This is a genomic window from Sphingomonas sp. PP-CC-3A-396 (assembly GCF_004343105.1).
Classification (GTDB): Bacteria; Pseudomonadota; Alphaproteobacteria; order Sphingomonadales; family Sphingomonadaceae; genus Sphingomonas.
In genome coordinates this window covers 190,401-212,215 of the sequence record NZ_SLYF01000004.1, presented here as the reverse complement: position 1 = coordinate 212,215, position 21,815 = coordinate 190,401, and the positions used below count along the sequence as shown (strand labels likewise).

Annotated in this window: 25 protein-coding genes and 1 other RNA gene; 13 read left to right on the top strand and 13 right to left on the bottom strand. The window is 65.2% G+C overall.

Annotated elements, in window-relative coordinates; genetic code table 11:
• Positions 1–35: 35 nt before the first annotated feature.
• From C8J40_RS09385 to C8J40_RS09345, 9 genes are all read left to right on the top strand, one after another.
• Complete coding sequence (locus C8J40_RS09385; RefSeq protein ID WP_132896805.1) at positions 36–680, top strand: histidine phosphotransferase family protein; 645 nt, start codon at positions 36–38, stop codon at positions 678–680.
• A gap of 105 nt (positions 681–785) precedes the next feature.
• The gene (locus tag C8J40_RS09380) at positions 786–3,071 is read left to right on the top strand and encodes a chemotaxis protein CheA (protein WP_132896804.1); all 2,286 of its coding nucleotides are present in this window, start codon (positions 786–788) and stop codon (positions 3,069–3,071) included.
• A complete protein-coding gene (locus C8J40_RS09375) occupies positions 3,068–3,496 on the top strand; it encodes a chemotaxis protein CheW (protein ID WP_132740054.1) in 429 nt (142 codons plus the stop codon). The genes C8J40_RS09380 and C8J40_RS09375 overlap by 4 nt, the downstream gene beginning before the upstream one ends.
• A gap of 75 nt (positions 3,497–3,571) precedes the next feature.
• Positions 3,572–3,937 carry a response regulator gene (locus C8J40_RS09370; protein WP_132740051.1) on the top strand — a complete coding sequence of 122 codons (366 nt, stop codon included), beginning with the start codon at positions 3,572–3,574 and terminating at the stop codon, positions 3,935–3,937.
• A 13-nt stretch (positions 3,938–3,950) separates the two neighbouring features.
• Complete coding sequence (gene cheB, locus C8J40_RS09365) at positions 3,951–5,108, top strand: chemotaxis-specific protein-glutamate methyltransferase CheB (RefSeq protein WP_132896803.1); 1,158 nt, start codon at positions 3,951–3,953, stop codon at positions 5,106–5,108.
• The gene (locus C8J40_RS09360; protein ID WP_132896802.1) at positions 5,105–5,962 is read left to right on the top strand and encodes a protein-glutamate O-methyltransferase CheR; all 858 of its coding nucleotides are present in this window, start codon (positions 5,105–5,107) and stop codon (positions 5,960–5,962) included. The genes cheB and C8J40_RS09360 overlap by 4 nt, the downstream gene beginning before the upstream one ends.
• A 235-nt stretch (positions 5,963–6,197) precedes the next feature.
• Positions 6,198–6,887: an N-acetylmuramoyl-L-alanine amidase gene (locus tag C8J40_RS09355; protein ID WP_132896801.1), complete on the top strand. Its 690-nt coding sequence runs from the start codon at positions 6,198–6,200 to the stop codon at positions 6,885–6,887.
• An 11-nt stretch (positions 6,888–6,898) separates the two neighbouring features.
• An RNA gene (rnpB, locus tag C8J40_RS09350) (RNase P RNA component class A) lies at positions 6,899–7,283 on the top strand.
• Between the two features lie 48 nt (positions 7,284–7,331).
• Entirely contained in the window at positions 7,332–9,302 is a 1,971-nt protein-coding gene (locus C8J40_RS09345) for a hypothetical protein (protein ID WP_132896800.1), read from the top strand.
• A gap of 155 nt (positions 9,303–9,457) precedes the next feature.
• Here C8J40_RS09345 and C8J40_RS09340 read toward each other — a convergent pair whose 3' ends face one another.
• Together C8J40_RS09340 and C8J40_RS09335 are read right to left on the bottom strand one after the other, a co-directional pair.
• Positions 9,458–10,096 carry a carbonic anhydrase gene (locus C8J40_RS09340; protein ID WP_132896799.1) on the bottom strand — a complete coding sequence of 213 codons (639 nt, stop codon included), beginning with the start codon at positions 10,094–10,096 and terminating at the stop codon, positions 9,458–9,460.
• Positions 10,093–11,673 carry a SulP family inorganic anion transporter gene (locus tag C8J40_RS09335; protein WP_132896798.1) on the bottom strand — a complete coding sequence of 527 codons (1,581 nt, stop codon included), beginning with the start codon at positions 11,671–11,673 and terminating at the stop codon, positions 10,093–10,095. Before C8J40_RS09335 ends, C8J40_RS09340 begins: the two co-directional genes overlap by 4 nt.
• A gap of 216 nt (positions 11,674–11,889) precedes the next feature.
• Between C8J40_RS09335 and C8J40_RS09330 the strand changes: the two genes are divergently transcribed.
• Both C8J40_RS09330 and C8J40_RS09325 read left to right on the top strand, forming a co-directional pair.
• Positions 11,890–12,429, top strand: coding sequence for a J domain-containing protein (locus tag C8J40_RS09330; RefSeq protein ID WP_132896797.1), 540 nt, complete (start codon positions 11,890–11,892; stop codon positions 12,427–12,429).
• Positions 12,429–12,767 (top strand): (2Fe-2S) ferredoxin domain-containing protein, encoded by a 339-nt coding sequence (locus tag C8J40_RS09325; RefSeq protein ID WP_132896981.1) that lies wholly within the window; start codon positions 12,429–12,431, stop codon positions 12,765–12,767. Before C8J40_RS09330 ends, C8J40_RS09325 begins: the two co-directional genes overlap by 1 nt.
• A 55-nt stretch (positions 12,768–12,822) precedes the next feature.
• On the opposite strand, the gene C8J40_RS09320 is transcribed toward C8J40_RS09325, so the two are convergent.
• The 9 genes from C8J40_RS09320 to C8J40_RS20245 all read right to left on the bottom strand — a co-directional run bounded on the left by C8J40_RS09320 (position 12,823) and on the right by C8J40_RS20245 (position 16,153).
• Entirely contained in the window at positions 12,823–13,230 is a 408-nt protein-coding gene (locus C8J40_RS09320) for a SufE family protein (RefSeq protein ID WP_132896796.1), read from the bottom strand.
• A 223-nt stretch (positions 13,231–13,453) separates the two neighbouring features.
• Positions 13,454–13,693 (bottom strand): hypothetical protein, encoded by a 240-nt coding sequence (locus C8J40_RS09315; RefSeq protein ID WP_132896795.1) that lies wholly within the window; start codon positions 13,691–13,693, stop codon positions 13,454–13,456.
• Positions 13,694–13,702: 9 nt separating this feature from the next.
• Positions 13,703–13,951 (bottom strand): hypothetical protein, encoded by a 249-nt coding sequence (locus tag C8J40_RS09310; protein ID WP_132896794.1) that lies wholly within the window; start codon positions 13,949–13,951, stop codon positions 13,703–13,705.
• A complete protein-coding gene (locus C8J40_RS09305) occupies positions 13,948–14,265 on the bottom strand; it encodes a hypothetical protein (protein ID WP_132896793.1) in 318 nt (105 codons plus the stop codon). Before C8J40_RS09305 ends, C8J40_RS09310 begins: the two co-directional genes overlap by 4 nt.
• Before the next feature lie 11 nt (positions 14,266–14,276).
• Entirely contained in the window at positions 14,277–14,588 is a 312-nt protein-coding gene (locus C8J40_RS09300; protein ID WP_132896792.1) for a hypothetical protein, read from the bottom strand.
• 27 nt (positions 14,589–14,615) lie between these two features.
• Complete coding sequence (gene pspC / locus C8J40_RS09295; protein ID WP_132896791.1) at positions 14,616–14,996, bottom strand: envelope stress response membrane protein PspC; 381 nt, start codon at positions 14,994–14,996, stop codon at positions 14,616–14,618.
• A 1-nt stretch (position 14,997) separates the two neighbouring features.
• Complete coding sequence (gene pspB / locus C8J40_RS09290; protein ID WP_132896790.1) at positions 14,998–15,294, bottom strand: envelope stress response membrane protein PspB; 297 nt, start codon at positions 15,292–15,294, stop codon at positions 14,998–15,000.
• 1 nt (position 15,295) lies between these two features.
• Positions 15,296–15,961 carry a phage shock protein PspA gene (gene pspA / locus C8J40_RS09285; protein ID WP_132896789.1) on the bottom strand — a complete coding sequence of 222 codons (666 nt, stop codon included), beginning with the start codon at positions 15,959–15,961 and terminating at the stop codon, positions 15,296–15,298.
• 48 nt (positions 15,962–16,009) lie between these two features.
• Positions 16,010–16,153 carry a hypothetical protein gene (locus C8J40_RS20245; protein WP_165911400.1) on the bottom strand — a complete coding sequence of 48 codons (144 nt, stop codon included), beginning with the start codon at positions 16,151–16,153 and terminating at the stop codon, positions 16,010–16,012.
• A gap of 172 nt (positions 16,154–16,325) precedes the next feature.
• On the opposite strand from C8J40_RS20245, the gene pspF reads away from it, so the two are divergent.
• Positions 16,326–17,363, top strand: a complete 1,038-nt coding sequence (gene pspF, locus C8J40_RS09280) for a phage shock protein operon transcriptional activator (RefSeq protein ID WP_132896788.1) — start codon at positions 16,326–16,328, stop codon at positions 17,361–17,363.
• A gap of 105 nt (positions 17,364–17,468) precedes the next feature.
• On the opposite strand, the gene C8J40_RS09275 is transcribed toward pspF, so the two are convergent.
• Positions 17,469–18,677 (bottom strand): cation:proton antiporter, encoded by a 1,209-nt coding sequence (locus C8J40_RS09275; protein WP_132896787.1) that lies wholly within the window; start codon positions 18,675–18,677, stop codon positions 17,469–17,471.
• 238 nt (positions 18,678–18,915) lie between these two features.
• Here C8J40_RS09275 and C8J40_RS09270 point away from each other — a divergent pair, with 238 nt between their 5' ends.
• Positions 18,916–19,836 carry a right-handed parallel beta-helix repeat-containing protein gene (locus tag C8J40_RS09270; protein ID WP_132896786.1) on the top strand — a complete coding sequence of 307 codons (921 nt, stop codon included), beginning with the start codon at positions 18,916–18,918 and terminating at the stop codon, positions 19,834–19,836.
• Between the two features lie 287 nt (positions 19,837–20,123).
• On the opposite strand, the gene C8J40_RS09265 is transcribed toward C8J40_RS09270, so the two are convergent.
• On the bottom strand, positions 20,124–21,752 hold the full coding sequence (locus tag C8J40_RS09265; protein WP_132896785.1) for an alkaline phosphatase family protein: 1,629 nt from the start codon (positions 21,750–21,752) through the stop codon (positions 20,124–20,126).
• Positions 21,753–21,815 lie beyond the last annotated feature (63 nt).

The window sequence follows — 21,815 nt, the reverse complement described above, 5'->3', positions numbered from 1 at the left end:
CCCGCCACAAGACGCTCCAGAATTAGGGGATTTTCATGACGGTCAGCCCGGTCGATTTCGCGAGTCTGCTGTGTTCGCGCCTGTGCCACGACCTGCTGTCGCCGGTGGGGGCGCTCAACAACGGGCTGGAACTGCTCGCCGACGAGACCGATCCGGCGATGCGCGAGCGCGTCATGCAATTGCTGGCCGACAGCGCGCGCGCGTCCGCCAGCAAGCTGAAGTTCTTCCGACTGGCTTTCGGGGCGGCCGGCGGGTTCGGTGAACTGGTCGACACGCACGAGGCGCGCAATGCGATCGAGGGGCTGGTTGCCGAGAACAAGCGGATCACGTTCGTCTGGGCGGTCGAGGCATCGGCGATGCCCAAGTCGGCGGTCAAGGTGCTCCTCAACCTCGTCCTGATCGCGACCGAGTCGCTCGTTCGGGGCGGCACGATGGAGGTCGGTGGCGAGGATAACGAGGGCCAGCTCGAGATCGTGGTGAAGGTCGAGGGGGGACGGATTGTACTCGATCCCGAGATCCGGCGGACACTGGTCGAAGGCGCGGGCGCGCATGCGGTCACGCCGCGCGCGGCAGCGGCGTACATGATCAACACGCTGGTGACCGATGCAGGCGGCACGGTGATCGTGTCCGAACCGGCCGAGGGGATCATGATCTTCGGCGCCGTCTTCAACGCGCGGTAAAGCGCGCGGTCTTCCGCGATCCCTTTGGCGGGGGAGGATTGAGAAGTCGAGCTAACGGCCTCTTAACCTCCGCCATGCATGACAGGCCTCGAACGCGGGGCTCGCATGGACGATTTGCTACAGGAATTCATTGCCGAGACGCGCGAAACGCTGGAGGCGATCTCCGGCGAGATCGTCGCATGGGAAGCCGCGCCCGCCGACCAGGGGCGTCTCGACGCGATCTTCCGCTTCGTCCACACCGTCAAGGGCAGCTGCGGGTTCCTCGATCTGCCACGCCTCGCGCGCCTCAGCCACGCTGCGGAGGATGTTCTCGCCGCGGTCCGCGATGGCAAGCGCACGCCTGATACTGCGCTCGTCAACGCGGTCCTGGGGATCGTCGACCGGATCGGGGCTATCGTCGAGGCGATCGCCGCAGGCGCATCGCTCGACAATTCCGACGAGGACCTGTTGATCGCGGCCCTCGCGCCCGATGCACAGCCCTGCGCGCAGGCCCCTGCCGCCCCGCAAAATCGTGCCGTCAGCCGCAGCGTCCGCCTGAATGTCGACCTGCTCGATCACATGATGAGCGGCATGTCCGAGATGGTGCTGGCGCGCAATGAGCTCGCCCGCCGACTGCGTGACAGCGATGTCGATCCGCAGGTCGAAGCGGCGCTCGAACGGTTGTCGCTGACGGTTGCCGACATGCGCGACACCGTCACGCGGACGCGGATGCAAAAGGTCGATGCGCTGTTCTCGGCACTGCCTCGGCTGGTTCGAGACACCAGTGCGGAGCTCGCCAAAAGCGTCGACCTCGTGATCGAGGGCGCCGATGTCGAGCTCGACCGCGAGATGATCGAGCTGATGCGCGACCCTCTCGGCCACATCATCCGCAACGCGATCGATCATGGGATCGAGACGCCGGCCGAGCGGCGTGCCGCGGGCAAGCCGATGACCGGACGACTAATCGTGTCGGCGCGGCAGTCGGGCAACCAGATCCTCATTGAGATTGCCGATGACGGCAAGGGCATCGACGTCGCGCGGATCGTCGCCAAGGCGGCGGAAAAGCGCTTGTACGGCGTTGCCGAGCTTGCGCTGATGAGCGAGGCGGCAAAGCTCGATCTGATCTTCGCGCCCGGTCTGTCGAGCCGCGACACGGTGACCGCGATCTCGGGTCGTGGCGTCGGCATGGACGTCGTGCGCGCCAATATCGAACAGATCGGTGGACGCGTCGTGCTGACCAACGATCCGGGTCGAGGCTTGCGGATCGTCATCCATGTGCCGCTGACTCTGTCGATCCTGTCGACGATCATCGTCGGCGTCGGCTCGCAGCGGTTCGCGCTGCCGCGCCAGGCGATCGAGGAAATCGTCATGGTTCGCGGCGATCAGGTGCGGATCGACACGATCGGTGATGCTGCCACCGTCACGGTACGCGGCAAGCGGATGCCGCTGGTTTCGCTCGGCCACCTTCTCGATCTGAATAGCGACGCGCCGCCGACGTTGGTGATCGTCTCGACGCGTGAAGGCGATTACGCACTCGGTGTCGATACCGTGCTCGACACCGAAGAGCTCGTCGTCAAGCCTGCCTCTCCCGCCGTGATGGCGACCGGCGTCTATGCGGGCAAGACCTTGCCCGACAACGGCCTGCCGATGCTGTTGCTCGATGCCTCCGGGATCGCGGCGGTCGCGGGCCTGCGTTTCACGCCGGTCGCGTCGGTTTCTGCACAGGTCGAGGAGGTCGTGCCGGGTGTGCCCGCCTTGCTGTTCGACGATCTCGATGGCCAGCGTCGGGCGATCGCGCTGGCGGTTATCGATCGCGTCGAGCCGGTCCCGACCGACGCGATCCGCTGGTCGGGCGGGGCGATGCGCCTGTCGGTCGGCGATACGATCATTCCCCTCCATGCGGTCGCCGAACTTGGCGCGCGCACCGAGGTGGCCGTGTTGCGGCTGACCGACGGCGAGAGCGAAATGGCGTATGCGATTGCCGAGGCGATCGAGATCGTCGCGCTGCCTGCCGAGATGGCACCCGCACGGGGCACCGGGCCGATTGCTGGGGTCGTCTCGATCGCCGGTGAGCAGATCGAGCTGGTCGATCCGCATGCGCTGTTCGCGGGCCAGCCGGTGACGCTGGCGTCGCTGCCTGTATGTCTGTTGCAGGTCGATGGATCGGGCTGGATGGAGACGTTCCTGAAGCCTGCGCTCGAGGCGTCGGGCTATCGCTGCGTCACGGCGCTGGCGGCGGGCGAGACCGCCGCGGTGGCGCTGGCGATGGAGGACGCGCCGGTCCGCGATACGATGGCGCCGGTGGTGACGCTGCGGCGGACGCGGACCGCCGATCACGACGACGATGCGAGCATCTATCGGTACGATCGGCCGGCATTGATCGCCGCACTCGCGGCACGGAGGGCGATGTGAGCGAACTGTTCCTGGTGGCGCATATCGCGGGTCGCGGCGTCGCGATCGCCGCCGCGCAGGTCGACTCGGTGGTGGATATCGGCGAGATCGTCGCGGTACCGCGGGCGGAGGCCTTTGTCCGCGGACTGGCGGCACTGCGCAGCCGGGTGGTGACGGTGATCGATACCGGTACCGCGCTGGGGCTGGAGCCGACCCCGGATGGCGCGAGGCGCGCGGTCATCACCGCCGTCGAGGGCCACCATTACGCGATCCTGGTCGACTCGGTCGAGGACGTCGCGCCGTTCGCTCGATTGCCGCTATCGTCTGGATTGGCGCTGCATCGTGGTTGGGCCTCGGCGGGCATCGGCATCGTCGAGCGCGATGGCGAACCGCTGCTGATCCTCGATCTGGCGGCGGTCATCTCCGACACTGCACTAGCCGCCTGAATTTTCTCTCACTTAACCGGGTGCTTACGCTTTTCTGCGTAGACCGTCCCAACGATTTTCCCCGGAAGGCTTTCCATGAAGACCTGTCTCGTCGTCGATGACTCCAAGGTGATCCGCAAGGTCGCGCGTCACATCCTGGAGACGCTCGACTTCACCGTGACCGAAGCCTGTGACGGCCGCGAGGCCCTGGCATCGTGCTTGGCGTCGATCCCCGACGTGATCCTGCTCGACTGGAACATGCCGGTGATGAGCGGCATGGACTTTCTGCGCGCGCTGCGGGAGGCCGACATCCCGAGCCGTCCGAAAGTCGTGTTCTGCACGACCGAGAACGGCATGGCGTATATTCGCGCGGCGATCGAAGCGGGGGCGGACGAATATGTCATGAAGCCGTTCGATCGCGACACGCTCGAATCTAAGCTCCAGATCGTCGGCATGGCCTGATCCGGCCCGGACGATGGCCAGTCGCTCCCCTCCAGTTCCGCGGCTCGATCGAGACCATGACGGCCAGTCTATCGACGGGTTCGCACGAGTCCTGATCGTCGATGACTCGGTGGTCGCCCGGGCGGTGATCGCGCGACTGATCGACGCCAGCGATCGCTTTTCGGTCGTCGGCGCGGTCGGTACGGCCAAGGCGGCGCTCGAGTTTCTGGCACGCGCGACGGTGGAATTCATCTTGCTGGATATCGAGATGCCGGGCGTCGACGGCCTGACCGCGCTGCCGGATCTTATTGCCGCGGGGCAGGGGGCCAAGGTGCTGATCGTGTCGTCCTCCGCCGACGATGGCGCCGCGGCGTCGGTCCAGGCGCTGGCGCTCGGGGCTGCCGAAACGTTGATCAAGCCATCGGCGGGTGCCCTGTCCGGCCGGTTCGGCCTGGCGCTCGTCGGCAAGCTCGAACGCCTGTGCGAACGTCCGGCGCTGATGCCGCCCGCGATACTGGTCCGCCCGCCGGCTTCGGGCCCGAGGCCAGCGCATCCCGAGCGACGGCCGGCGCAGTCGGTATCGGCCTCGCCCCGGGTCCGGGCAGTGACGAGCGACGAGTACGACATCGTCGCGATCGGCGCCTCGACCGGCGGCATTCATGCGCTCAGCCAGCTTTTTCGCGAACTTCCGACCGGATTTCGTCTGCCGATCGTCATCACGCAGCATTTGCCGGCATCGTTCATGCCCTATTTCGCCGCGCAGATCGCCCTGATCGCCGGCCGCCCGTGCGAGGTAGCGACCGATCGATTGCGGGTGCGTCCGGGCCGCATCATCGTCGCGCCGGGCGATGCGCATCTAAAATGCGTCGCGCTCGGCGCGGATGGTGCGGCGTTTCGCCTCACCCAGGATTTCGCCGCCAGCGGTTGCATGCCGTCGGTCGATCCGATGCTGGCGTCGATCGCCGAGGTCTATGGCTCGCGCATGATCGCGATCGTTCTCAGCGGAATGGGGCGCGACGGGGCAGAGGGCGCGCGTCGCGTTCACGATCTCGGCGGGTGCGTCGTTGCTCAGGATCAGCAAAGCTCGGTTGTCTGGGGTATGCCGGGCGCGGTCGCGGCAACGGGTGTCGCCGATGCAGTCTTGCCACCCGATGCGATCGGTCGCCTCATCGCGACGCGGCGCCGGCCATGACGCTCGCCAAGTCCATGCCGATCGTTGCGTCGCAGACCGCGATCAACGTGCTGACCGCGCTGCTTGAGGCGCGTACCGGCCAGCAGATCGCGGCCTATCGTTCGTGGCGTCTCGATACCGCGCTGAAACCGCTGCTGCGCGATCGGAAGCTCGACACGCTCGACCAGTTGGTGACGCAGTTGCTCGAGGGCAGCGACCGGCTGATCGGCGACCGGATCGTCGACGCGCTGGTCAATCAGGAAACCTCGTTTTTCCGCGATGCGCTGGTTTTCGATCAGTTGGTCGAGGCGGTTGCAGCCGCGCAATCGGACCGTCGCCGCGTCCGGATCTGGTGCGCGGGGTGCTCGACCGGGCAGGAGCCGTTGTCGCTGGCGATGGTGTTTGCCGAACGACATGCCGCGAGCGGCGCGCCGATGCCTGAAATCATTGCCACCGACGTGTCCGAAGCGGCGCTAGCGCGGGCGCGGGCGGGGCGCTTCTCGCAATTCGAGATCCAGCGCGGGCTGCCCGTACGGCGGATGATTCGCTGGTTCGATACGACCGGCAGCGACTGGGTGGCGAAACCCGAACTGGTCAAGCTGATCACCTTCCGACGCATGAACCTGGTGTCCGATCAGCCCCCGCCGGGACGGTTCGACATCATCCTGTGCCGCAACGTGCTGCTGTACCTGTCTACGGAAACCAAGACCGGCGTGTTTCCCAAGTTCGCGGACGCGCTCAACCCGGGCGGCAAGCTCGTGCTCGGCGCCGGTGAGACAGTTATCGGCCAGACCAGCGCGTTCGAACCCAGCCGGGAATTCCGCGGTTTTTATCAGGTGAACACCAAAGACCCCCGCACCCGATCCACGGGCTGAACGTGAGTCACGGCACGGTGTAACTGCAAGAGACCGGACTCCAGCGCGCGGTGCCGCTGATGATACACGCCGCGCCGATCATCCGACCGTTCGCCGGAGCCTATTACTTTGGCAGTCCGTTAACGCTATTGATGTCGGCCGGCGGTGGCCTGACACTGCGCGGTGTGGCACGCGTGGTGATCCGTAGGGCGCGGAGTGGCGTCGGCTTGGCCGAACGGCGTGAAGGGAAGCTGGCTTGAAGTTTATCGAGACACCGTCACCAAATTTCGACGATCGTTCGCTGCCCATCACGATGATCGTGCTCCACTATACCGGCATGCAGGACGGCGCGTCGGCGATCGCCCGGTTGCGCGATCCGGCGGCGAAGGTGTCGTCGCATTACCTGATCGAGGAGGACGGCACGGTCCTGCGGATGGTCGCGGAAGATAAGCGCGCCTGGCATGCCGGCCGCTCGCATTGGCGTGGGATCGAGGACATCAACTCGGCAAGCATCGGCATCGAGATCGTCAATCCTGGTCACGAGTTCGGCTATCGTCCGTTCCCGCCCGAACAGATCGCATCGGTCGTGGCGCTGGTCGCGGAAATCAAGGACCGCCGCGAAATTACCCGCGGCAACATCGTCGGCCATTCGGACATCGCGCCGACCCGCAAACGCGATCCGGGCGAACTGTTTCCGTGGCATGAACTCGCGCGACGGCGGCTGGCGCTGCCCAGGCCTACCAAGAACCTTATGGATCCTGGCTGGACCGAGGGCGGCTTTTGCTTGGCGCTTGAACGCTTCGGCTACGACGTCGAGAACCGGATGGCGGCGACGATGGCGTTCCAGCGCCGCTTCCGTCCGGAATTGGTCGATGGTGAAGTCGACGCGGAATGTCGCTGCATCCTGCTCGCATTGCTGCTTCCCAAACCGATGGGCGACGACTAGGGGTCTGCGCGCCAGAGGGTCGGGCGGCCGCGGGTGTTTTTGGACACGCGAGGAAAGTCCGGGCTCCGCGAAACGACGGTGCCGGGTAACGCCCGGCGAGGGTGACCTCAGGGAAAGTGCCACAGAGAGCAGACGGCCAACCCTCGGCGCAAGCCGGGGCGGTCAGAGTGAAAGGGTGCGGTAAGAGCGCACCGCGCGCCTGGTAACAGGGGCGGCACGGCAAACCCCACCGGGAGCAAGATCGAATAGGGGTGGCACATGGGCTTCGTTTCAGCTCGTCACCCGGGTTGATTGCTTGAGGCGGCGGGCAACCGTCGTCCTAGAGGAATGGTCGCCTAACTTCCGTATCGAAGGATCGGAAATGGACAGAACCCGGCTTACAGATCCTCTGGCATCCTTCCCCGAACCATTGCAGACTGCGGCGAAATTTCGTCGGGGGAAGTGATGCGTATCGACAGGGTTGGCGTATTCGGCGCGGGCATGATGGCGGTCGCCGCCGCAACAGTTCAGGTGGCGGCGCAAACGCCCACCACCACGCTGCAACAGGATTTCGATGCCGCCGCGGCACTCGATACGAAGGGCGACAAGACCGCTGCGCTCGCCGCCTGGCAAAAGCTCGAGGCACGCACCAAGCCAGGCTCGCGCAGCCGCGGCGTCGCGCTGATCCGCAAGAGCGCGGCGCTGTTCAAGCTTGATCGCTCCGACGACGCCGTGGTCGCGGCGCGCGCCGGCCTCGCGCTGTTGCCTGCGACCGACCCGACGCTCGCCGAGGATCGCTGGCGGGCCTATCATAATCTCGGGAGCATCGCGCAGAACGCGCTCGACTATGCCGGCGCTGGTGAAGCCTATGCTAGTGCGGAAACCGCCGCGGATACTCCGGCGATGAAAGCGGGCGCGATGCTGGCGCTGGCGGAAACTAGGACGTTTACCGATCCTGCTTCGGCAGATGCGACGCTCGCGCGAGTCGATGCGTTGGTCAAGTCGGTCCAGACGGATGCCAGGTTGAAGGCGATGGTTGCCCGTCGCCACGCGATCCTCCTGCTCAACCGCGGGGCCTACGAGCCGGCGCGGCTCTACGCGGTCGAGGCGGTCAAGCAGCTTGGCGGACTGACGTCGCAGACGGATTCGAACGACGTCTCTGCGCGCTCGGACGCGGCGATCGCCTCGCTGCTGGCGGGCAAGCCGGACAAGGCGCGCGAGTATATGGCAATGACCGGCGCGGGGCGGTTGACCAAGGGCGAGTTCGATCCTGCAGTGCAGATGGACGTGCCGCCGTGTGGGGGCGAAGCAGACTTGCGACCGGCGGACATGGCAGTCGTCGAGTTCACGATCGGTGACGACGGTGTCGTCCGCAACGTGTCGCCGATCTACGCGGCAGGTGGCGGCGCGGTCGCGCTGGAGTTCGCGCGCGCGGTTCGCGACTGGTCTTGGACGCCCGAACAGGCGAAGGCTCTGCCGGCGTTCTTCCGGTACAATGTGCGCGTCGAGATGCGCTGCTCCACCGAATTCGAACGTCCGTCGATCACTAAGTTCCTCGACGCGGACATGGCAACGTGGCTCCAGACCAAAGGCCTCGCGCTGCCGACCAAGGAGCGGGGGGCGGATGCGATCGCGGTCGTCCGCCAGCGCGCTGCGCTTGCCGAGGCCGAGGCGAAGTCCGGGCCGAATGGGCTGGCCACGCTGCCGCCGCTCTATCAGCTGGTTAACAATGCGGTGGTAGGGCGTGAGGAGACGAACGTGTTTGCGCGGCGTGCGCTCGCGATCGCGGAAGCACAGGGCGCACCGCCGTCTGCGAGGCTGCCGCTTGAAATCAGCGTTCGTGAGACGGCAAGTGCCGATACGTGGAGAGCGGGTTCCTATACGCGCGCGATGACGCCGCTTTTGACGATGCCGGCCTATGCAAACGACCCCAAGGCACATGCCGCGATCCTGCTGCTGATCGCGGAGGCGACACGTTCGCGTACGCGCAGGCTGCCGCTGTTGCAGGAGGTCGCGGACGACAAACGTCTCGTCGCGAACGATCCATTGCGGGTCGGTGCGCTGATCCGGCTCGCGTCGCTCCAGCAGCAGGCGGGGGATACCGCCGCAGCGCGCACGACGTTCGACCGATCAGGCCTCGCGGCCAACCAATGCGCGATCCTGGATGCGCCGCCGCGGTTCCTCTCGGCGGGCGGTGTCTTCCCGAACGAGGCGATGGCCTGGGGGTTCGAAGGCTGGACCAAGACGCAGTTCGACGTCGACGCCGACGGTCGGGTGCTGAACCAGCGTGCGGTGCTGAGCTATCCGCCATTCGTGTTCACCAAGGCGGGCGTGCAAACGGTGGCGGGCGCACGATGGAGTAAGACCTTCCGCCCGGATGGCGGCGTCGGCTGCGGTGGCCTGTCGCAGAACGTGCGTTTCAAGCTGCCGGGATGAGGCATCACGATCCTCCCCGCAAGGGGGAGGTGGCGTCGAAGGCGACGGAGGGGGTGGACAAGGAACAGAGGTTTTCCTTTCCTCCCCCCTCCGTCTAGCAAGCGCAACTCCCCCTTGCGGGCGGGGGGATCAGCGAGCAGCAAACCCGCACCAGCTTACATCAGCACTCGGTCCGGCCGCCCGACCTCCTCCAGCACGGTCGTCGAATCGATCTCCATCATCGGTTTGATCAGCCCGTCGCGGATGTCGTAGACCCAGCCGTGGAGCAGCACTTCCTGCCCGCGCGCGAACGCGCCCTGGATCGTCGCGGTGCGTGCAAGCCGCACGAGCTGGTCGCGGACGTTGACCTCGACCAGCCGGTTGACCTTCTGCTCGCGGTCGGGCTGCGCGTCGATCTCGTCGGCATGGTCGTGCAGCACGCAGCGCGCGGTACTGAGCCAGTCGTCAACCGGACCGGTCGTACCGCCGTCGAGCGTCGCGCGGATTCCGCCGCACGCATAATGGCCGCAGATGATGATGTGCCGCACACCCAGCACGTCGACCGCATATTGCAGCACGGACATCAGGTTCGTGTCGTCATCCTTGACGAGGTTGGCGATATTGCGGTGGATGAACATGTTGCCCGGCGGCGTCATCGTCATTTGCTCGGGTCCGACGCGGCTGTCCGAACAACCGATCCACAGGAACTCCGGGTTCTGGCCGACCAGCTGGCGCTGGAAGAAGTCGGCGCTCTCCTCGATGATCTCGGCCGCCCACGCCTTGTTGGCGAGCAGGAGCTGCTTGTACTGCCTCATGCGAAACGGACCTCGGTCTGGGGGGCGTTGATCAGCTTCACCGTGCGCATCGCGAGGTCGCCGCGGATAAGCACCGTGATGCCGCGATACTGCGCGCCCTTGATGAACGCGTTGATGATGTCGACGTTATCGAGATCGACATAGCTGGTCGACGACAAGTCGATCAGCAGATTGGCGTTGTCAGGCACCTTGGCGAGTGCCTTCTGCAGTTCGTATTTGTGGATGAAATACAGGTTGCGGCGTGCGCGGACGAGGCAATCCTCGTCGTCGCAGGCAAAGGTGATCGCGGTACGGAAGTTGCGCGCGACGACGAACACGAAGCCGACCGCAAGGCCGATGACGATGCCTTCGAGCAAGTCGGTGAACAGGATCGCGCCGACCGTGACGACGAACGGGATGAACTGCGTCCAGCCCTGCTGAAAGCGTTCCTTGAACAGCTTGGGCTTGGTCAGCTTGTAGCCGGTCGCGATCAGCACCGCGGCGAGCGCCGACAGCGGGATCAGGTTCAACACCGCGGGGATCAGCGCGACGCTGACCAGCAACCAGAAGCCGTGGAGGATCGTCGACAGCTTGCTCTCCGCCTTCGAATCGACGTTCGCCGACGACCGCACGATCACCGAGGTGACGGGTAGGCCGCCGATCAAACCCGACAGGATATTGCCGCCGCCCTGCGCCATCAGCTCCCAGTTCTTATCGGTCGAGCGGCGGCGCGGATCGATCTCGTCGACTGCCTTGACGCTCAGCAATGACTCAAGGCTGGCGACGATCGCGAGCGTGACTGCGCTGCTCCAGACGATGCCCATCGTGATCCCGGAGAAGTCGGGAAAGGTGAACAGCGACGGGAATTGCGACAGCGTCTGCGTGATAGGGACCTGAACGAGGTGCGTCGCCTGGAGCTGCCAGTCGGGCTTCACGACGCCCAACAGCATGTTGCCGAAGATGCCGATCAGCACGACGACCAGCGGGCCGGGGACGAAGCGCAACGGGCCGTCCTTCGGCTTGGCGCCGTCCCACCAGAACAGGAACGCGAGGCTGATTGATGCGATCAGGATCGCCCCCGGCGTCACGGCCGCGCTCAGGCTGTCGAAGATCCGTGTGAAGGTATTGATGCCGTTCGCGGTCGTGAATTCGAAGATACCCTCGGCTTCGCGATCGAACCCGACGGCGTGCGGGATCTGCTTGAGGATCAGGATCAGGCCGATCGCCGCGAGCATGCCGGTGATGACGGAGGACGGCACGAATTCGCTGAGGATGCCGGCGCGGGTCAGCGAGAAGCAAATCTGGAGCACGCCGGCGAGCACGACCGCCATTAGGAACATCTGGTAGCTTGGCATGCTCTCGATCGCGGTGAGCACGATCACCGTGAGGCCGGCGGCGGGGCCGCTGACCGACAGTGGCGACTTCGAGAACAGGCCGACGGCGATGCCGCCGACGATGCCGGAAATGATGCCGGCGAATAGCGGCGCACCCGATGCCAGCGCGACGCCGAGACAGAGTGGCAGCGCGACGAGCGCGACGACGATGGAGGCGGGAAGATCCGCGCGCCACGTGGTAAGCTTTGGAATGAGAGTCGGCACCAGGGCTCCTGTCGCTAAGGTGTCGGCTGGGAATACGTCCGCACCGGACGCGTCTATCCATGCCACATGACAAATAGTTCATGTTCAGTAAGCGATGAACGGTGGCTGACTCAAGTTGGAATGTTGCGACGCGGAAGATTGTTCGGTCGCACGCGTTTGGGTTGGCTTTGCCGCGCACGGTTGCGTTGTCCGCGCGGACGCCTATCTCGGGCCGCTATGGCGAGAAGCACGACACGATCTTCCGACTGGGGTTTTCCACGCTGGCGCGAGTATGGCGCGAGCAGCGAGGCGGTGACCGTGCGGCTGTGCGACCGGCACGGCTGCAACGAGCCGGGCAATTGTCCTGCGCCGAAATCGCCGAACAGCCCCGACCGCTGGTATTTCTGCATGAACCACGCAGGCGAATATAATCGCGGGTGGAATTACTTCGAAGGGTTGAGTGCGGAGGAGGCCGCGGAACGGGAGGCTGCGGAGACGCGGACGGCCGACGGCTATACTGACCCGAAGCATTACGCCTGGGCAGGGTCGGGTGATGGCAGCCGCTCACGCGACGAGATGCACGCGCTGGAGGTGCTGGACCTGGAGCCGGACGCGACGTTCGAGGACGTGCGCGCGGCATGGCGGCGCATGGCGAAGGCGAACCATCCCGACGTGCGACCGAATGACAAAGATGCTGCGAAGCGGTTCCAGGGCGTGCAGGCGGCGTATGAGGTGCTGAAGGCGGCCGAAGATCAGCGGACGTGGAAACCGGCGTGATCCGCGTTCTTGCCAGCCGCTGGCAGGGCAGCGTGCTGGTCTGTGGAAAGTGTTCGAAGAAGTTGGACGGCGGTTTTGGTGAGAAGGGGCGTACGCCTCTGGTCAAACTGCTGCGTCAGGCGCTTGGGGTGAAGAAGGGCCGCAAGGCGGACCGCGGCGTGGTCGAGGTCAAGTGCCTCGGGGTTTGCCCGAAGAACGCGGTCGTGATGGTTAATGGAGTTCGGCCGGATCGGTGGATGCTGGTGCCGGCTGGGGCTGACGTGAGCGAGGTCGTCGCGTCACTGACCGCCAGCGTGCCCTCACCCTCGCCGCCTTCGGCGTCTCTCCCCCTCCCCTGAGGGGAGAGGGAAGGGGCCCGCGCGGCGCTTGCCGGGTGGGAAGGGTGAGGGCACGTTATTCGGCGTACCGCTCCGCCGTCTCGCGGATCAGCGCGATCATGTTCGGGATTCCCTGCGTACGGTTCGAACTCAGCTGTTTGCTCAGATCGAAAGGCGCCAGTTCCGCCTTGATATCGGTCGCGACGATCTCGGTCGGCGCCTGATCCTGCACGGTCAGCAACACCAGCGCGATAATCCCCTTGGTGATCGCCGCATTCGAATCTGCCAGGAAATGCAGCCGGCCATCGTCGATCGTGGTCGGATACACCCATACCGACGCCGAACACCCGCGTACTAGCGTCGCATCGGTCTTGAGCGCATCCGGCATCGGTTCGAGTTCTTTGCCGAGATCGATCAGCAGGCGGTAGCGATCGTCGGGTTCGAGGAAGTCATATTCCTCGCGGATGTCGGTGAGAGTGGCCATGGAAGCGGCGGTTACTCCCGAGACGGCTTGCTCGCAACAGTCCGGCTAGCCATATGCTCGAACCTGAGCCAATTGCATTGTGCCGAACTGAAATATCTACCCCAAGCCTCTTTCCGTCACCCCAGCGAAAGCTGGGGTCTCCCCGTTATGATGAGACCCCAGCTTTCGCTGGGGTGACGGTAGGGGAGGAGATGCCTGACAGAGGACGTTAGGGCGGGGCGTCCTAAAGATCCACCCCGGCGGCGATCGCTTCGAGCTTCTTGATACGCTCCTTCAGATCAGCAATTTCGATCCGCGATCCGGTCGACACCGCGACCGGCATCCGGCCGTCCTGCGCGTGATCCAGTTCCAGTCGCCGCAGCGAGAGCCATCCGCGCCATCCGGCCAATCCGCCGGCGACCACCATCGCCAGCCCCGCAAGGCTCGCCAGCGCCAAGGTGATGTAAAGGTTCGGGTCGATCATGTCCGCCTCCTAGCGGTCGCGGAGCCGCTCGATCTCTCGGTCGAGATCGACGCTCTTGTGGTTGTCGGTGATCACGCGCTCCAGCACCTGGATGCGTTCCTTCATCTGCTGCACTTCGTCGCGCAGCCGCGCCGCCTCGGGGTCGTTCATCAGCGAGACGCCTTCGCCGCGGCGCGCGCTCTTGTGGCGCGATTTGAAGATGCCGGTAATCATCACGATCAGGACGATCATCACGACCATCACCTGTCCACCATTCATGATCTTATCTCCTGTGTATTGGCTTCATTGAGCGGGGTTCGGCCAAGCGGGTGGTCGTCGCGCAATTGCTCGATGGCGTCCGACAACTCGATTTTGCGATCGGTGACGATCCGTTCGAGCACCCGGACCCGCTGTTCCAGGCGTTCGGTATGGGCGGCATATTGCGCGGACTTCTCGGCGGTCTGCGCATTGAGCGCGGTTGCCATGCGCTCCTTGTGCTTGATCCAGTCCTTGAAGACGCTGCTGCCGATCCCGAGGATGACCGGAAGGCCGATCACGATGAAGACGAGCAGGAAGATCGTGAAGTTGTTCATGATCCCTGTCCTCAGCGATCGCGGAGAGCGTCGATCTCGCGAGCGGTGCGCTCGGCGGGATCGGTGGCGATGCGTTCAAGAACCGCGATCCGCTCTTCGAGGCGCGAGACCTGGCCGGTCAGGCGTTCATTCTCGCTGCTAAGCAGTTCGACCTTGCGATCACCCGCCGGGTCCTGCTTGTGCCCGCCGCCCCAGCTCATCGTGTTGCCCCAGTCGTCGCTCGGCGGATAGCCGTGCTTGGTACGGATCCAGTTGTTCGCGATCCAGCCGATGGTCGTGATCGCGATGATCGCAAGCACAAATCCAGGTCCACCCCAATGCATTGTCTGTCTCCCTGTTGACGCCGCGTCTCAGCGCAGGCTGTCGATCTCTGCCGCGAGGCTATTGCTGTTGCGGCTGGTATAGTGTGTCTCGATGTCGGCAAGGCGGCGGTCGATGTCGCGGAACTTGCTGCGGACCTCAGCGGTCGAGCGCTTCGGGTTCGAGCGGACGCCTTGCCAGAACTTCGCGTCGTCGGGTGTCTCGTACAGGCCGATCGGCTTCTTGGGCGCCAACCATGCGGTGGCGAAGTAGCCGAGGATGACCCAGCCGCTGGTGGCGACGGCCAGCACAACCATGGCGACCCGGATGAGTGTGATGTCGACGCCCGTGTAATCGGCGATCCCCGAGCAGACGCCCTTGAACTTGGCATTCTGCTTGTCGAGGTAAAACTGTGTGCGGCTACCGGACATGTCAGTTTCTCCGTTCGAAGGGGCGGTCGGTCTGGCGGTCGCTGTCGCGATCGAGGCGGTAAGGTGAGTCAGACTGGGCGGTGCCGAGGCCCGGCTTCCAGTCGGGATTGTCGGCAGCGATGATCCGTTCGACGGTCATCACCCTGTCTTCGAGGCGACGCGCGAGCATCTGCATCTCATCGAGCAGCCGCTCGTCCTCGTCGGTGATCTTTGGCGCGGTCTTCCACTTAGTGACATAGTGGAGGATCACCCAGGGCAGCCCGACGAAGAGGGTGGCGCATACGAGTACGGTGTCCATCTCAATCGTCCTTCTTCAAGCGCGCTTTGAGCGCGGCAAGCTGGGCGTTGACCTTGTCGTCGCTGCGTAGCTCGGCGATTTCCTCTTCGAGCGTCTTGACGACCCCGAGACCCATCGCATCCGCGCGGCCCTCGGCCTCGTCGACGCGGCGATCGAGGATGTCGAAGCGGCTGAACGCCTCGTGCGTCTTCGGGCCGTTGTACATCTCGCGCAGACGGGTGCGGTTGTTCGCGCTTTCCAGCCGGGTCTGCACTGCGTTCTGCTTGGTGCGCGCCTCGCGGAGCTTGGTCTGGAGCTTGGCAATGTCTTCTTCCGATGCACGAAGTGCGTCGTCGAGCACGCCGACCTCGGCCTTCAGCTGCTCGGCCATGTCGAACGCCTTCTGGCGTTCCACGAGAGCGGCCTTGGCGAGGTCCTCGCGGTCCTTGCTCAGCGCCAGCTCGGCCTTCTCGGTCCAATTGTCCTGGAGCTGCTCCAGCTTCGAGATATGGCGGCGCATCTCCTTCTGGTCGGCGATGGTGCGCGCGGCGGAGGCGCGAACCTCGACCAGCGTTTCCTCCATCTCGAGGATGATCATGCGGATCATCTTCGACGGATCTTCGGCCTTCTCGATGAGATCGGCGAAGTTGGCGGCGACGATGTCGCGGGTGCGGGAAAAGATGCCCATGTAAATCCTACTCCAGGGGTCGGCCCGAGGCTCTAAGCCGTCGGGGTCTTATGCCACGATCGAGGTGTGAACCGCGATAGGCGTTGTGTTGGTTGCGATCGCTGGGCCAACTGCGCCGAGGACGCAGGTTGCGCTGACGACGATGGTGCAGAGGGTGGCGGCGACGGTGCGGGCGATGGTGGTGTTGAACATGGTGGGTCCCCTTTAAGACTGGTTGGTTCCGCTATTCGGCGGGTTGCCTGAAGCATTGCATCTGTCGTGCCAGTTTCGAAAATGGCGGAATTGCAGTGGTTTGCGCGATTTCGACCGTCGACCGGGTCCCGCAAGCTTGCCAAGAGTTGGGAATTCGCGCCACATCTTCGCCATGGAACGAACAACCCAGGTCATCGGCGAGTCCGGTACGTTCATGGCAGCGCTGGAACGCGCGTCGCGTGCGGCGGCTTTGGACCGCCCGGTGCTGGTGATCGGTGAGCGCGGTACGGGGAAGGAACTGGTCGCCGAGCGGCTCCACCGCCTGTCGCCGCGGTGGGATCAGCCGCTGGTGATCATGAACTGCGCGGCGTTGCCCGAGACGCTGATCGAGGCGGAATTGTTCGGGCATGAGGCCGGCGCGTTCACCGGCGCGACCAAGGCGCGGGTAGGGCGGTTCGAGGAGGCCGATGGGGGGACTTTGTTCCTCGACGAACTCGGCACGCTGTCGATGGCGGCGCAGGACCGGCTGCTGCGCGCGGTCGAATATGGCGAGATTACCCGGATCGGCTCGTCGCGGCCGATGCGCGTCGACGTCCGGATCGTGGCCGCGACCAACGAGCATCTGCCCGACAAGGTCGACCGGCACGAGTTCCGCGCGGATCTGCTCGATCGGCTGTCGTTCGAGGTGGTGACGTTACCGCCGTTGCGCGCGCGCACCGGCGACGTGGTCGTCCTCGCGGAGCATTTCGGGCGGCGGATGGCGTCCGAGTTGGGCCGCGAGCGGTGGGAGGGGTTCGGCCCGGCGGCGATGGACGCGCTGATCGCGTATCGCTGGCCGGGGAACGTTCGTGAGTTGCGGAATGTCGTCGAGCGCGCGGTGTATCGCTGGGAACAGGCCGGGCCGATCGACGCGATCGAGATCGACCCGTTCCAGTCACCGCACCGTCCGGGGGCCTCGACCGCGCCCAAACCTATGGTTATGGCTCCGCGCCCGGCCGAAGCGGATGAAGGCGAAGACCCGGTCGTCGCGTGCGAAGAAGGCCCCTCGGACTTCAAGTCCCGCGTATCCCGCTTCGAACGCGACCTGCTCTCGCGCGCGCTGTCCGAACACCGCTTCAACCAGCGCGCCACCGCGGAGGCGCTGGGCCTGAGCTACGACCAACTCCGCCACGCCCTGAAACGCCACGACCTGCTCAACGCAGGCGCTTGAGCCACAACCACCCGTCATCCTGACGAAAGTCAGGATCCAGAGCCAAGCAGGACGGCGTTCGTAACTCTGGGTCCTGACTTTCGTCAGGATGACGATCTGGCGTCGTTACGCGCTCTTCCCGACCAGCCCCACCAGCTTCTTCAACTTCGGCGCGACCATCGGCACGGTCAGCATCGTGCTCGCCAGCGCCATCAGCAGCAGTGCGGTGAACGTCTCGTTCGTGATGATCTTCTTATCGAGCAGGATGTTGACGAAGATGATCATGATCAACGCCTTGGTCTGGAGCAGCCAGCCGATCGCCGAAGCCTCGCCCGGCCGCCATTTCAGGATCCGCCCAGCAGCGTGAACACCGATCAGCTTGCCGCCGACCGAGGCCACCAGCAGCAGCGCCGCCGCGGCGAACACCGCGTAACCACCGACCGCCCACTGCGTCTTCAAGCCGGTCGACAGGAAGAACACCGGCATCACCGCGAGGAGCACGAAGTGGCGGAACTGGTCCATCTTCGCGGTCGTGAACCATTTCGAATCGAGCACCGCGCCCGACAGGAACGCGCCGACCATGAAGTGCAGCCCCGCCCAGTCCGCCGCGAACCCGCAGCCGGCCAGCCAGATCAGGCTGACATACCAGCGATCGCGCTCCTCGATCCGCGCCATCAGCTTGCGCACCAGCAGCGTCGCCACGGCGAACCCGAGCAGGAAACCACCCTGTCGCCCGACGCGCTCCCAATCGAGCAGGATCAGCGCGAGCACGCCCCAGATCGCTATGTCGTCCAGACTGGCATAGCGCAGGATCCGCTGGCCGATCGGCTCGCGCAGGATCTCGAGCTTTTCGAGGAAGAGGACGAGGATCGGCAGCGCAGTGACCGCACAGGCCATGCCGATGCCGAGCACCACTTGCCACGTCGCGCCGTCCGGCCCGCGCCAGCCAGGATACCGCAGCATCAGCACCGCGGCGATGCTGCCGGTGATCAGCGGTACCGCGAGCGCGAGCCCTGCGGTGACGCCGGTTTCGCCGCGCCGCTTCCATGCCTCGCCGAGGTCGAGTTCGATGCCGGCGACCCACACGAACATCATCACCGCCCACCACGCGATGCCGTTCAGAGAGCCCAAGGTCGCGGGCGTAAAGACCGTCGCGTAATAGTCGGGATACGCCGCCCCCAGCACCCCCGGCCCGAGCAGGATGCCGCCGAAGATCTGCACCACCACCAGCGGCGCCCAGTAATCGGTCCGCCCGAGCCGCCACACCAGATACGGCACGGTGAAGATGATAAGTATCGCGAGGAGGAAGACCTCCGTCGGCGTCATGGCGTGCATGTGGATCCCCGGGCGCCGATCGGTTCCCCCCGCCGGCTTCGTTTCGGTCGCGATAGTATTCGGTGAAACCGGGCGCGGCAATATGCGGACATGACGATACGCTCAGCGCGAACCGATCTCTCAGCTGCGTCATTTCGGGACAGGGGGCGGTAGGGCGCATGGATAGGTTCGCCGAACGTCTGCGTTCCGTGCGATTGCATGCCGTGCGCCGCAGATGCCGGTGGAGGAGGATTTTCGGATGAAACGATCGTTGCTGGCGCTTGCGCTGCTCGCCGCTCCCGCGTTTGCGCAAGGCGCCGCGCCGTTCACGGTCAACGGGCAGGGGTTCGCAACGTTGCAGGAAGCAGTGTCGTCGGTCCGCATGGGAACCGCGACGATCCTGATCGCGCCCGGCACGTATCGGCAATGCGCGGTCCAGGCGGGCGGCCACATCACCTTCAAGGCGGTTCAGCCCGGCACCGCGATCTTCGAGAGAGTGGCCTGCGAGGACAAGGCGGCCTTGGTGCTGCGCGGGCAGGGCTCGGTGGTCGATGGCCTCGTTTTCCGCGGCTACCGCGTGTCGGACGGCAATGGTGCCGGCATCCGGACCGAAATGGGCGACCTGACCGTCACCAACGCCATGTTCCTCGACAGCCAGGAAGGTATTCTCGGAGGGCAGCCGACCGGACAGAAGATCACGATCGATCACTCGACGTTTGCCGGGCTCGGCCAGTGCGATGAGGCGCCGAACTGCGCGCACGGGATCTATCTCGCCAACCAGGGCCGCGTGACCGTCACCAACTCGCGGTTCGAGCGCGGCACCGGCGGGCATTACGTCAAGGTGCGCGCGCCCAATGTGACGATCACCGACAACAGCTTCGACGACACCGGCGGGCGCAAGACCAACTACATGATCGACCTGCCCGACGGCGCCACCGGCCTGATCGCGCGCAATACCTTCGTGCAGGGCAAGCAGAAGGAGAACGGCTCGGCGCTGATCGTCGTCGCTGCGGAGGCGAAGACTTACCCGTCGACCGGGTTGCGGGTGGAGGACAACGACGCGCGACTGACGGCGGGGGATACGCATACGCCAGCGTTTGTCGTGGATTTTAGCCATGACCGGCTGGCGCTTGGCGCGAACCGGCTCGGGACTGGGTTGAAGCCGTTCGAGACGCGGTGACATCGGGCGGGGGATTGGCAAATTCCCGCCGTTGCCCCCCAACTGCCGTCACCCCAGCGAAAGCTGGGGTATCCCCGTTGGGATAGGACGCGCGCGCCACGGGGAGATCCGAGCTTTCGCTGGGATGACGGGTTCAGGGGCGGGGGGCAGTGCACGCCGCTGATGCCGCAACTTGCGAAGCGAAGCACTTAGTCAACCCAGAAGCGTGTTCTCCCGCGAAGGCGGGAGCCCAGACTGGACTCCCGCCTTCGCGGGAGAACAATTCTTTGTGCTAGTGTTAGCCGACGTTAGTTAGCGCAGGTGCTCGCAGCCCCCGGATCGAGATCGAGGCACCGCCCGTCCAGCCCGCTCACCGGCAGCCCGATCGTCGCCGCCAGCGTAGGTACGATATCCACCGTCTCGACCGACAGCGGCTGCTCGAACCCGGTCATCCCCTTGCGCCAGAACAGGATCGGCACGCGGCGGTCGTAATCCCAGGGCGACCCGTGCGTCTCGACATAGCCGCCCGCCGGCGACACGATCGTGGTCACACGCGGTTTGAGCAGGACCACCATCTGGCCCGAGCGCTCCGGATAGAAGGACGCGCGCGCACGCTCGATCAGCGTCCAGGTCTCGGGCGGGCTCTTCGCCATCGGCGTTGCCATGATCTCGGCGGCGGAATACGCCCCCGCGACCTGCGGCAGTGCGCGATACCGGCGCAGCGCCTCCGCCAGCACTTTCGCGCGTGTCTTTTCCGGGAGCGAGTCGTCGATATAGACGTCGCCCTCGGTCCCGAGCAGCACGCTTCCCAGCAGCCCCATGTCCTTGGCGATCGCGGTGCCGACCTGTTTGGCCAGCACGTTCTCGTCCATGTGCGCCTCCATCGGCATCGCGCGCTGTTGCTGGCGTTCGGTCGCGTCGTGCGCGCCGTGATCCGCGGTCAGCACGACTTCGTAATCGACCCCGGTTTCGTCCATCACGTTGAAGAAATCGCCCAGCGTCTTATCGAGCTGCGCCATCTGGATGCACATCTCCGAGCCCTGCGTACCGTAGGTATGCCCGATATAATCGGTCGCCGACGCGCCGATATCGATGATGTCGGTCTGCGGCCCCTTGCCGAGCTTCATGTCCTGCACCAGCGCTGCCGCCATCGCGAACACCGCGGCGTCGGAAGCTGGCGAAACCCGGAAGCCCTTCGCATCGCCTGCCTCGCGCTCGAAGCGTCCCTGGCCGTAGGTCTTGCCCGCGATCACGATCGGATGGTTCACGCCCGCGCAATAGCCCGGCAACGGCAGCGCCGCCTGCGGCTTGGCGATCAGCGCGGCGACCGCATCGCGCGTGCGCTGCACCGCCGGGGGTACGGCACGGCCGGCATAGGAGACATACGTCTTACCGTCCCACCACCAGAGTTCGTCGACCTTGTGGCCGCCCATCATCACCGCCGCGCGATCCTTCCCCGCGACCGACACCGACCGCGTCCGCGGATCGCGCGCCTTCATCATCTCGCCCAGCGTCGGCACCTTCAGGTGCATGTCGGACACCGTGTAGCCCTCGTGCGTGCTGCCGGTGACGCGCTCGTCCTCGGAGCAGTAGACGACCTTGTCGGGCCGCCCGGCGCGCTGGTCGACCCAGTTGTTGGCGATGATGCCGGTATGCGCGGGCCGCATGCCCGTCAGGATCGTCGAATGGCCGGGGCAGGTCTCGGTCGCCGCGTGGCTCTGATACCCGCTCGGGAACACCGCGCCGTTCAGCAGCCGGGTGAACCCGCCGGTATAATGGTTGCGATATTGCTGGAACAGGTCGGCGGCGAACTGATCGACCGAGATCGCGACGATCAGTTTCGGCGGGGTCGTCGGAGTCGCCGCCGGGGGCGGTGCCGTCTGGGCAGAGACCGATGTGGCCGAGGTCAGCAGGAGCGCGGCGATAAGTGCTTTCACGAACAGTCCTTTAGCCAGCGACGACCATCGAGCGAGGTCGTCGCTTTGAAGTGCAATACGACA